The organism is Mucilaginibacter achroorhodeus (assembly GCF_007846095.1).
Taxonomy (GTDB): Bacteria; Bacteroidota; Bacteroidia; order Sphingobacteriales; family Sphingobacteriaceae; genus Mucilaginibacter; species Mucilaginibacter achroorhodeus.
Map to the genome: position 1 here is coordinate 456,772 of NZ_VOEI01000003.1, position 11,600 is coordinate 468,371.

General features: G+C 42.2%; 12 protein-coding genes and 1 other RNA gene. 8 read left to right on the forward strand and 5 right to left on the reverse strand.

The window, feature by feature from the left end; genetic code table 11:
• Positions 1-2: 2 nt before the first annotated feature.
• Together FPZ42_RS11670 and FPZ42_RS11675 are read right to left on the reverse strand one after the other, a co-directional pair.
• A complete protein-coding gene (locus FPZ42_RS11670; protein ID WP_146271544.1) occupies positions 3-719 on the reverse strand; it encodes a hypothetical protein in 717 nt (238 codons plus the stop codon).
• A 130-nt stretch (positions 720-849) separates the two neighbouring features.
• Positions 850-1,275 carry an Hsp20/alpha crystallin family protein gene (locus FPZ42_RS11675; RefSeq protein WP_146271546.1) on the reverse strand — a complete coding sequence of 142 codons (426 nt, stop codon included), beginning with the start codon at positions 1,273-1,275 and terminating at the stop codon, positions 850-852.
• Positions 1,276-1,411: 136 nt separating this feature from the next.
• Between FPZ42_RS11675 and FPZ42_RS11680 the strand changes: the two genes are divergently transcribed.
• Positions 1,412-1,858 carry an acyl-CoA thioesterase gene (locus FPZ42_RS11680; RefSeq protein WP_146271548.1) on the forward strand — a complete coding sequence of 149 codons (447 nt, stop codon included), beginning with the start codon at positions 1,412-1,414 and terminating at the stop codon, positions 1,856-1,858.
• 28 nt (positions 1,859-1,886) lie between these two features.
• Here the strand turns inward: FPZ42_RS11680 and FPZ42_RS11685 are convergent, their stop codons facing one another.
• Both FPZ42_RS11685 and folB read right to left on the reverse strand, forming a co-directional pair.
• Positions 1,887-3,284, reverse strand: a complete 1,398-nt coding sequence (locus FPZ42_RS11685) for an FAD-binding oxidoreductase (protein ID WP_146271550.1) — start codon at positions 3,282-3,284, stop codon at positions 1,887-1,889.
• 6 nt (positions 3,285-3,290) lie between these two features.
• On the reverse strand, positions 3,291-3,647 hold the full coding sequence (gene folB / locus FPZ42_RS11690; protein ID WP_146271552.1) for a dihydroneopterin aldolase: 357 nt from the start codon (positions 3,645-3,647) through the stop codon (positions 3,291-3,293).
• Between the two features lie 185 nt (positions 3,648-3,832).
• Here folB and FPZ42_RS11695 point away from each other — a divergent pair, with 185 nt between their 5' ends.
• Both FPZ42_RS11695 and FPZ42_RS11700 read left to right on the forward strand, forming a co-directional pair.
• Positions 3,833-5,014 (forward strand): acyl-CoA dehydrogenase family protein, encoded by a 1,182-nt coding sequence (locus FPZ42_RS11695; protein ID WP_146271554.1) that lies wholly within the window; start codon positions 3,833-3,835, stop codon positions 5,012-5,014.
• 85 nt (positions 5,015-5,099) lie between these two features.
• Entirely contained in the window at positions 5,100-7,241 is a 2,142-nt protein-coding gene (locus FPZ42_RS11700) for an ATP-binding protein (RefSeq protein WP_146271556.1), read from the forward strand.
• Here FPZ42_RS11700 and FPZ42_RS11705 read toward each other — a convergent pair.
• Entirely contained in the window at positions 7,209-8,564 is a 1,356-nt protein-coding gene (locus FPZ42_RS11705) for a GH1 family beta-glucosidase (RefSeq protein ID WP_146271558.1), read from the reverse strand. The two genes, FPZ42_RS11700 and FPZ42_RS11705, sit on opposite strands and share 33 nt — an antisense overlap.
• A gap of 323 nt (positions 8,565-8,887) precedes the next feature.
• Here FPZ42_RS11705 and FPZ42_RS11710 point away from each other — a divergent pair, with 323 nt between their 5' ends.
• The 5 genes from FPZ42_RS11710 to rnpB all read left to right on the forward strand — a co-directional run bounded on the left by FPZ42_RS11710 (position 8,888) and on the right by rnpB (position 11,291).
• The gene (locus FPZ42_RS11710; protein ID WP_146271560.1) at positions 8,888-9,367 is read left to right on the forward strand and encodes a DinB family protein; all 480 of its coding nucleotides are present in this window, start codon (positions 8,888-8,890) and stop codon (positions 9,365-9,367) included.
• Positions 9,364-9,774: a hypothetical protein gene (locus FPZ42_RS11715; protein WP_146271562.1), complete on the forward strand. Its 411-nt coding sequence runs from the start codon at positions 9,364-9,366 to the stop codon at positions 9,772-9,774. The genes FPZ42_RS11710 and FPZ42_RS11715 overlap by 4 nt, the downstream gene beginning before the upstream one ends.
• Positions 9,771-10,427, forward strand: a complete 657-nt coding sequence (locus tag FPZ42_RS11720; RefSeq protein ID WP_146271564.1) for an SCO family protein — start codon at positions 9,771-9,773, stop codon at positions 10,425-10,427. Before FPZ42_RS11715 ends, FPZ42_RS11720 begins: the two co-directional genes overlap by 4 nt.
• The gene (locus FPZ42_RS11725; protein WP_146271566.1) at positions 10,424-10,846 is read left to right on the forward strand and encodes a c-type cytochrome; all 423 of its coding nucleotides are present in this window, start codon (positions 10,424-10,426) and stop codon (positions 10,844-10,846) included. Before FPZ42_RS11720 ends, FPZ42_RS11725 begins: the two co-directional genes overlap by 4 nt.
• A gap of 55 nt (positions 10,847-10,901) precedes the next feature.
• An RNA gene (rnpB, locus tag FPZ42_RS11730) (RNase P RNA component class A) lies at positions 10,902-11,291 on the forward strand.
• The last annotated feature ends 309 nt before the right edge of the window (positions 11,292-11,600 follow it).

Genomic DNA, 11,600 nt, shown 5'->3' on the forward strand with positions numbered 1-11,600 from the left:
CCTTACCTAAAATTGATCGGCTGTCCTTTTTCGTCCAAAGCTTTGAATATTACCTGGTTATTGTTATCTATATATAGATAGATGCGGGGCTTGCCTTTTTTGTCTTTGATAAACAAGCCAACTTCGTTATCGCTGTTTTTGCCAACAAACATCCTGTCTTGCCCTACTAACCCTTCTTCGCACATTTTTTGCATGCTCGCTTTAAGCACACCCTCATTATGTAAATTCTTAAGCGAGTCATACTTGGTATTTAATTGCCCCGCTGTGAAGTTATCAGGTCTGTCCCAAAACCTAAGGCCGTAACTCTTGGCCGATTTTCCGTTCTCGGTATCATCGTTATACTGCAATTGCATGATCTGGTCGTTCTGGTATTTATCTATCGAGAGTGCAAAGCCTGCAGACTTTTTAGTACCATCGTAAACCAAGCCACCACACTCATCTCCATCGGTATTAAAAAATATCATCCCCGGTTCGCGCCGGCGTTTTGGTAATACTTTACCATCTACAATGCCGGGATGCTGGCGTTCCTGATTACTGATCACCATGCGCAATTGGCCGGTTTTTTCTACAATGTTAATACGTTCTACGTCTATCACTTTAAACTTGGCATTGCCTGCAACGTAGGTAAAGCTGAAAAATATACCCGCCAACACAACCAGCGTTAATACGGCTGAATATACCTTAAGGATCTTTACCTGTTTCAATAATTCTTTTTCCATAGCATAGATCTTTTTTAAGCGATATTAGCAAATAGGTAATGAATAAAAAAGGCCGCCCCATTACTGAGGCAGCCTTTTAACTAAACCAACTTTTCTATGAAAACAAATTCTTATTTCAATAAGAGCAAGCTTATTTAATAGCTATTTCTCTCGATTGATATTTAGCATCTTCTCTTTTTGCAACGGTTAACTTTAATATACCGTCGGTATAATCAGCTTCAATTTTTGAGTAATCTACAGTTTCAGGTAAGGTAAATGACCTTACAAACGAGCTGTAGCTATACTCGCGTTTACTGTACTTTTTTGCTTCATCAGTGTTTTCAGACTTCTTTTCTGCAGAAATTGAAAGCACGTTTTTGTCAAGGCTGATCTTGAAATCTTCTTTTTTCAAACCCGGAACTGCTAACTCGATGTGGAACTCGCTGTCGTTTTCAGCGATGTTAACTGCTGGTACGCGGGTTACTAATCTATCAGCGATAAATGAATCATTAAACAATGTTTCGAAAGCGTCGCTGAAATTGTTTTTTACTCCGTTGTTGAATTTAACTAATGTCATGGTTTTATATCTCCTTAAATTTTGTTTTATTAACTTCGTATACTCCTAAATCAACTGTTGTACCAGCGGCTTTCAACACCGTTAATAACGACAAAAAGTCCGATTACTAAATTTATTACCGACAAAATGTCTATTTATGGCTGAAAAATTATCAGATTACCGATATAAAACACCTATCACCATCCGCTTTTCGGATATTGATGCAGTGGGGCATGTGAACAACGCCGTATATCTCACTTTTTTTGAGTTGGCAAGAATCAACTACTGGAAAGATGTAGCTGGGTGGAATATTCGCAACCATGGTACTATCATTGGCCGGTCGGAGATCAATTATCTTAAGCCGGTAACCATAGATGACAACATATCATGTTATGTGCGTGTAGTACGTATAGGTAACAGCAGTTTTGATGTGATGCATGTATTGGTAAAGCAAACAGATAGTGGCGAAGAAATTTGCACTACCTGCAAGACAGTTTGCATTAGCTATGATTATGCAGCCGGCAAATCAATCCCCATACCTGCTGAGGGAAGGCAACGGATGATAGATCACGACGAACCGAGGTTGATATTGAATACCAATTAACCGATATGCAGATGTGCAAATCTGAAATCTAAAATATTTTCCCCGGGTTCAATATCCCGTTAGGATCAAATACTTGCTTAATGCCTTTCCAGATCAAGAAATGCGTATCGTTGTACTTCAAAGGCATATAATCTTTTTGCACCAGGCCGATACCGTGCTCACCGGAAAGCGTACCTCCTAAAGAAACGGTTAGTTTAAATATTTCAGTTATTCCGTCTTTGAGTTTATTGTTCCAGTCCTCATCGCTCATGCCTGCTTTTACAATATTTACGTGCAGGTTCCCGTCGCCCGCATGGCCGTAGCAAACAGACTCAAAACCATATTTTGCACCTATTTGTTTAATGCCTTTTATCAGCTGAGGCAATGCCGCACGTGGCACTACGGTATCTTCTTCTTTGTAAACAGAATTTGATTTAACGGAAACCGCCATGGTTCTTCGGATGCGCCACAATTCCTCTTTCTGCGCTGCGGAATCTGCAAATAACACATCGGCACAATTGTGAGCTTCCAATACGCCGTTGATCACTTCGCAATCGTCAAAGATCACATCCTGGTTGGTGCCGTCGACTTCGATCAGCAGGAATGCACCTATGCCATCCTTTAAATCGAAAGCGATGCCATCATGCTCAATCACCCATTCCATTCCGCGGCGTTCCATAAATTCAAGTGCCGAGGGGATAACGCCCGCCCTGAAAATTGCTGATACAGCCGCACACGCATCTTCATTTGTAGGAAACGAAGCTAACATCAACACATCCTGCGTTGGGCGGGGTATCAGTTTGGTAACTATTTTGGTGACCACTCCCAATGTCCCTTCCGAGCCAATCATCAATTGCGTAAGGTTATAACCTGATGCATATTTAAGCGTATTGGCACCAGTCCATATCACATCGCCATTTGGCAATACTGCCTCAAGGTTAAGCACATACTCGCGTATGGTACCGTATTTAACCACGCGCGGCCCGCCACTGCAGTTAGCCACATTGCCCCCAATAAAGCAACTGCCCTTACTTGCCGGGTCGACCGGGTAAAGCAAGCCTTTTTCGGCAACTGCGTTAATAAACACTTCCGTAATAACTCCTGGTTCTACCGTTGCCTGCAGGTTTTGCTCATCAATATCAATGATCTTATTAAAGCGCTCCATCGATATCAATAAGCCACCTTTAACAGGTAAAGCACCACCAGCCAAACCGGTGCCGGCACCACGTACGGTTACCGGTATTAAAGCATCATTACAAATTTTAAGCAAAGCCGAGATATGTTCAACGGTTTGCGGTTTCACTACCACCTCGGGGTAATAAATCAGGTCCTCCGTTTCGTCATGACTGTAATTTGAAACTTCTTCTTTGGCGGTTACCACGGCGCTTTCGCCAACGATAGCTTTAAATCGGGCAAGTATGCCTTCGGTGATCTTATTAAAATCCATTTGTGTTTATTTTTGGTAACTCAAGCTAATAACCGATTGCTTTATTGGCCCATTAAAAGGCGGGTTTTGTTTTTTGATAACTATTTCTGCAAAATCGATAAATGAGAATGCATCCATTATCCGTTTCAATATCGCTTCAGCAACATTTTCAATTACTTTGCGAGTATTTGCCATTTCTTTTCTTATAATGGCGTAAAGCTCCTCGTAATTAACGGTATGGTTTAAAGTATCGTCTGCAAAAGTGCCTTTTTGCTCAAAGGTTACATAAACATCTATCAGAAATCTGGCGCCTATTTTTTGCTCTTCCGGATAAAAACCATGGTAAGCAAAAACCTCTATGCCTTCTAAAGCTACTTTTATCATGCGGCCAAAAATAATGGATTATGTTGAAGTTTACTCACCCTGCCCCTCTCTCCTTCGGAAAGCGGGAACGATATAATTCTTTTCTCTTCTCACCCTCTTTTCGCGTACCGAAGAGAGGGTCGCACACGAAGTCCCGCGGGGTGAGTCCAAATTTCCTATATTTGGATAACCAATTATCTACTGCTATGGCTAAGACCGACCTGTACGAAGCGCCCGATTATTTTTTGTTAGACGAATTACTTAGCGATGAGCATAAACTGATCCGTGCCAGCGTGCGCGAATGGGTAAAGAAAGAGGTCAGTCCGGTAATTGAGGATTACGCCCAGCGTGCCGAATTTCCAAAGCATCTGTTGAAAGGCCTGGCCGAAATTGGTGCCTTTGGCCCAACAATACCTGTAGAATATGGCGGTGCCGGTTTAGATTATATGGCCTATGGTATTATCATGCAGGAGATAGAGCGTGGCGACTCGGGGATACGCTCTACCGCATCTGTACAAGGATCATTGGTGATGTATCCAATTTACGCGTATGGCAGCGAGGAACAAAAACACAAATACTTACCCAAACTTGCTTCCGGCGAATTGATGGGGTGCTTTGGATTAACAGAACCGGACCACGGATCAAACCCCGGTGGTATGGTTACCAATATTAAAGATGCCGGTGACCATTATATTTTAAATGGCGCTAAAATGTGGATCTCAAACGCACCATTTGCTGATGTTGCCGTTGTTTGGGCTAAAGACGATGAAGGTAAAATACGCGGGCTGATAGTTGAGCGCGGTATGGAAGGCTTTAGCACTCCCGAAACGCATAATAAATGGTCTCTTCGCGCATCGGCAACCGGTGAATTGGTTTTCGACAACGTCAAAGTCCCGAAAGAAAACCTACTGCCGAACGTATCAGGACTTAAAGGGCCCTTAGGATGCTTAAACCAGGCGCGTTACGGTATTGCATGGGGTGCCCTGGGCGCTGCAATGGATTGCTACGACACAGCCCTGCGCTATTCAAAAGAACGCATGCAGTTTGGCAGGCCAATAGCGGGTTTCCAGTTACAGCAAAAAAAACTGGCCGAAATGATCACCGAGATAACCAAAGGCCAGTTACTTGTTTGGCGCCTTGCAACACTAAAAAACGATAACAGGGCAACGGCTGCACAAATATCTATGGCAAAACGCAATAGCGTTGAAGTGGCTATCAATATTGCCCGCGAGGCCCGGCAAATGCTTGGTGGCATGGGTATTACCGGCGAGTATCCGATAATGCGCCATATGGCTAACCTTGAATCGGTTATTACGTATGAGGGCACGCATGACATCCACCTTTTGATAACCGGGATGGATATTACAGGTGAAAACGCATTTAAATAGTTGTAAATCAAATAAAATATAGCTATAAGTGGTGAATTTACCTTTATAAGTTTATATTTGTTGATACCGCTAACTATTTAAAAACTTGACGCCACTATCCGTCAACACGCTTAGAAACCCTATACTTCATCATTGGCTGCTGTTGGTGGTCATAGCGCTCTCGTCGTGCGGTAAACCATCAGAACAGAAAGATAGAGGCGAGTATTCAAAAGAATTTTTACGTATACAAAAAGAAACTGAATTTAAGCTTGGCCATAACCAGCTCGATCAGGGTTATCGGTACCTCGACTCGGCATTTGCAAATTTAAATCATCCAACCTTAAACGACCGTTTCAGGTACTACTCTTTTAAATACGTTTACAACCAACAGGTAATTAAAGATTTTGACCAGGCATTGGTGTATGCAGACAGCATGATGGCCATGGCCAACAAAAGCGTAAATCCGCAACAATATTCGCGCAATTATGCCGAAGCTAATTTTGCACGCGGCGATTCATTTTTCGAGCTTAAGCAATATTCTGAAGCTTATCAATCTTATTATCAGGGATACCTTACCGGTAAAAATTATTTGAACCTTGCAGCCATAGGTGACTATACTTACCGCATGGGTATGATCATGTACAAAAAAAACAGGTATAAACTGGCCGCAAATTATTTTAAAGACAGTTACAACAGCACAGTTGCAGAAAGCCGCACCATAGACCGTGGTTTTCCGGGCTTTTACCGTCGGCAGGAATTGTTGGACAATATTGGCTTAAGTTATAAACACAATAACGAGGCCGACAGTGCATTAAAATATTTCAACGCTACACTATCTTTAATAGATGCTAACGTTAAAAACTTCCCTGACAGGAAGCGGGATCTTGAGCGGGCACGGGGTGTAGTTTACGGTAATAAAGCTGAGCTTTACATGCAAACCAGGCAGTATGATAACGCTGTTGAGCTACTTAAGAAAAGTATTGCTATAAACATACAGCCTAATTTTGACAACCGTGATGCAGAACTATCCGAGATCAAACTCGGCCAGATCTATCTGGACATGCACAGGCCCGATTCATTAATAGCATTGCTGGGTGATGTTCGCACACAACTCGATACCGTTGCAAATGCAGATGTCGAAGCAGACTACCATCGTTTATTAGGGAACTACTACCTGCAAAAAAATAATCTTAGACAAGCGATAGACCACATACAGCGATATAACCTGCTTAAGGATTCTATAGCTAAGCGTTCAAGCTCATTGATGGAGAGCGATGTGAACCAGCAGTTGGCCAACTATGAGAAACAGCATGAAATAGATAAGCTAAGCACAAGTGGCAAAATTCAGAAGATCTATCTGTACGTAAGTATATTTATCGGTTTGATGGCACTCATTATCGTCTTTTTAGTTTATCGAAACTTTAAGCGTAGCCGCCAGGAAGTTAAAACGATAAACGAGCTTAACAAGCAGATAAACCAGCAAAACTATCACTTGGAAAAAGCGCTTAACGAGTTAAATACCAGCAGCCAGGAAAAGGACAGAATTTTACGGGCAGTTGCGCACGACCTGCGTAATCCTATAGGCGGTATTGCCTCTTTGACAACCATTATGGCCGAAGAGGAGTATAATGATGAGCAGAAAGAGATGATAAAACTTGTGAAAGAAACCTCACTTAACTCCTTAGAATTAATAAATGAGATTTTAGAGGCTGCCAATATCAACTCCGTTGAACTTAACCCCGAACCTACAGAGATAAATGGACTGTTAAACAATAGTGTGGAGTTACTTCGTTTTAAAGCCGCCGAAAAAGGCCAGGAAATTTTATTTGAGCCTTTAGACAAGCAGATAGAGCTATCCGTAAGCCGCGAAAAAATATGGCGTGTTGTAAGTAACTTAATTACCAACGCCATTAAGTTTAGCCCAACCGGCGCTACCATACAAGTAAAAGCAGCAGAGTTTGAGCATAAAATAGTTATTGCCGTAAAAGATAATGGTATAGGTATTCCAAATAATCTCAAAGACCAGATCTTTAATATGTTTACCAGTGCCCAACGGCCGGGTACTGCGGGCGAAAAGTCTTTTGGTTTGGGGCTTTCTATATGTAAACAGATCATGGAAAAACACCATGGTAAAATATGGTTTGAAAGCGATGAAGCAAACGGCACAACTTTTTTTATCAGTCTGCCTCTGGCAAATACCGGTGTCAAAAAAAACTCAACCCAGGAACTGAGCGAACCAACGGCCTGAGTTTTTGATGATGCGATGCTGTGTCTCGAAATCAATATAAACTAAACCAAACCTTGGGTGATAGCCCTCTGCCCACTCAAAATTATCTGTAAGCGTCCATACAAAATACCCCTCAACGTTGTAGCCCTCTTGCTTAGCTTTTAAAACCTGTTGTAAGTGTGTTTGCAGATAAGTAACTCTTCGCTGATCGTCTACCTCATTATTAAACACAACATCAGGGAATGCGGCGCCATTTTCGGTGATGATGAGTTTTTTGATCTGCGGGTAAGCGTTAAACTTTTTGATCATCTCATAAATGCAGGGTGGATAAACCTCCCACTTCATTTCGGTAAGTTCAACACCCCTATCCTGCGCCTTTACCAAACTGGCGCCAATGTAAGGTGTAAAAAATGAGTACTTAACAATCTCGCGCGTGTAATTCTGTACACCTATGAAATCAAAATCAAAGCTCATATTGGCTTCGTCTCCCGGCAATATGTATTTATTAATGCCTTTGAGTGCTTTAACTTCTTCGGTTGGGTAGCCTAATCCGAGTAGCGGCTCAATGTAAAGGCGATTGATGAGCGCATCAGCGCGTTTGGCAGCTGCAATATGCTTAGGTTTATCAGCATAAGGCTCAATATACGAGCATGAAAATGTATTCCCTATCTGCGCATCCGGGCAAAGCTCACGCAGTATTTTTGCCCCGGCAACAATGCTGAGCACCACGTGATGGATAGCCGGTAAAAAATTTCGCAAGCCGGTTCTTCCCGGGGCGTGTATCCCCAAAAAATAACCGGCACCTGTAAAAACAGCAGGCTCGTTCATTACCATCCAGTATTTAACACGGTCGCCAAAATTTTGGGCACAAACGGTAACAAAATTGCTAAACCAGTTAACTATTTTTCGGTTTGTCCACCCGCCATTATCTTCAAGTATTTGCGGTAAGTCCCAATGATAAATGGTAACCCAAGGCTCAATACCTTGCTGCAGGCAGTAATCAATAACCTGGTTATAATGGATTATCCCGGCTTGGTTTACCTCTCCGGTACCGTTAGGTAAAATTCTGCTCCAGGCAATCGAAAATCTAAAATTGGGGATATTAAGCTGCTTTACCAGATCAATATCTCGTTGATATTCTTTATAAAAGTCGCAGGCGTGTGTGGGCTTATCACCGTTAAGTATTTTGCCTTTTTTTGAACTAAAGGTATCCCATATTGATGCACTTTTGCCATCAACATCGCAAGAGCCTTCTATTTGCAGCGCTGCGGTTGATACACCCCAGGCAAAATCTTCACCGAAAAGAGATCTGTTCAAAGAGGAAAAAGAGTATTCAGTATCCATTTATTTGAGCCCAAGTGTTGGCCCAAAATGTATATTATAATCGTATAAAAGAAACGTTAATAAAAATCAGTGCATAAAAGAGGATTTCATACCTCTTAGAAATAACCATTCGCGAAAATGGCTAACGGCCGCTTTTAATTTTTTTACAAGTTTCATAACAAGTGAATTTGTTGTTATTCAAATTTAATGAGGCAATGTGTAATTATAATGTTATTCATGTTATGTAATTGTAAATAGCTCATCTTTAATTCATCGGCTAAATAATACTTCAATATGACAGCTGCACTTTACTATTGCACCAACGTTGATTACATTTGCTGCCGATGAAAGACCATTTTATCTGTTTGCTCAATTACGACCATTATTGCAACAAGCAAATGATAGATCTTTTGCTTAGTACCGGTTTACAAGGCAAAGCAGTTGATCTGATGGCACATATTTTCACTGCCCAAGAGATCTGGCTTAGCAGATGTACTCAAAAGCCGTTAGGAAATATAAAACTTTGGGCACCAGGCAACGCAGCTGCACTGCCTGACGTTAACGATAAAAATTTTAAGGATTGGTCCAATTATATCAACAGCTTGCAAAGCGCTGATTTTGAAAGCATTATCAGCTATAAAAAACTTTCGGGGGTTCCATTCAACGATCCACTGATTGATATTCTGTCGCATGTTATCAACCATGGCACGCATCATCGTGCACAAGTAGGTCAGCTATTAAAGACAGTTAACGTCGAGTTGCCGGCCACCGATTACATCCACTACATACGAACACAAAAAGCATCTATACTTAGCACAAAATGAAAAAAATACTTGCCGCTGTAATTTTAAGCGCCACCCTGTTTGGGTGCGCTGATAAACAACAACAGGAAAAAGACCTTTTAAATGAGGTAATAATCATTCACGATCGCGTAATGGCCAAAGATGAGTTGGTGATGATCAATAAAATGAAGCTGGACACCTTGATCAAGGATAGTGTATCTGCTGAAGTAACTAAAAAAGCTAATGATTTGAAAGGCAAACTTGACAGTGTTGACTCCCGCATGGAAACCTGGATGCATAATTTTGACGCTGAGAACAAAGGTAAAAGCCATACTGAAATAATAACCTATCTAACTGATCAGAAAAAGCAAATCTCCGCTTTAGACAGTAATCTCAATGGATCAGTGAAAGAAGCTGATACTTTCATCAAACAAAATAAAAAGAAATGAAAAACTTAGCGGGTGCCCTTTTCCTACTCCTTACCTTTGCTGCCTGTAACTTTAAAGGCGAGCAAAGTAAACTGCCGATACTTGGCCGGCGCCAGGCAGTTACCAAAACGGTTAACGGTAAAGAGGTAGTAGACACTGTTTATCAGACCATTCCCGATTTTAAGTTTGTGAACCAATATGGCGACACCATAACTCAAAACAGTCTTAAGGGCGATATTTATGTAGCAGATTTCTTTTTTACTACCTGCCCGTCTATCTGCCCTATCATGCATCGTAATATGCTTAAGGTTTATGAAGATTTTAAGAACGTACCCGATTTTAAAATTATCTCGCATACAATAGACCCCAAACACGATAGCGTTACGGTTCTAAAAAAATATGCTGATAAGCTTGGTATAAAGGGAGACAGCTGGTGGTTATTGCAAGGAAAAAAAGAGGATACTTACGAGCTTGGTCAGAAACACTATTTGGTAGCTATGAGCCAGGACGATGGTACACCCGGCGGTTACGTACACCAAGGCTGGTTTGTTTTAGTTGATAAGCAGCACCGTATTCGTGGTTATTACGATGGTACCAAGGAAGAAGAGGTGGCCAAAATGATCAACGACATCAAAACCCTCCGTGCTGAAGTGAATACAGAAATTGCACAATGAAACTTAGGCTGATAGGTGGTATTATTTTATTTTTAATCGTTTCGATAGCGGCCTGCCAAAGCGATGCCGACCAGGATTACAAGCGTTATTTCACCGGCGGTGCAAACATCTATAAACAAAAGTGCCAGAACTGCCACGGCAACAACGGCGAAGGGTTAACCAGCCTGATACCGCCGTTAACCGATACCGCATATCTCAAAAAAAATAAAAACCACCTTGCCTGCATTGTACGCAACGGCATTACCGAACAGGTATTAACCATTAACAGTAAAGCATACGAGGGCTCAATGCCTGCCAATACCGACCTTGCGCCGATTGAAATTGCAAAGGTACTCACGTTTGTAACCAACTCATTTGGAAATAAGCATGGCACGGTTGCGGTAGATATGGTGGAGAAAGACCTAACCTCCTGCCCTTAACACGATCAAACCGACTTCCGGGCTTCAGACTTCCAACTTAAAACTTATCTTTGTAACTGCAAAACGTTCTATCGCTCCGGGCTTGTACCGGGGAGGAAAGTCCGGGCAACACAGAGCATCCTGCTTCCTAACGGGAAGGCGCCGGCAGCCGGCGACAGCAAGTGCCACAGAGAATATACCGCCCTGTCCCGATAGCTATCGGGATGGTGGTAAGGGTGAAAACGTGAGGTAAGAGCTCACGGCTTTTCCGGGCGACCGGGATCGCGGTAAACCTCAGGAGTTGAAAAACCAAATAGGTTCTGAAAGTGAAGCTGCTCGCTTCCGTACCCGCAAGGGTCGTCAGAATGGGTAGGTTGATAAAGCGTGCCGGCAACGGTATGCGTAGATTAATGATAGAAATCTCCGCAAGGAGACACAGAACCCGGCTTACAGATTTGCTGCTGTAAAGATCCCCTTTCGAGGGGATTTTTGTTTACCCAGTGTTCACGTTCACGCCGTGAACATGCGTGAACACTCGTGAACGCTGACACAACCTGACCCGTCCTGGAAAAAGTTTACAGATTAATGAATTAATACTGCGGTGAATTTACACTTTATCATTTAATACTGATGGATGTTGATCCTTCATTTTGTTCAATCATTCATGATAGCCTCCTTTCTGTGTGGTTTCCGGTAATAGTTCTGCCATTTTCGTTTCAGCTCACCGGTTTTCAGGTGGGCTTGCTCGGGTGTCATCATTTCAATGCTGCTGTGC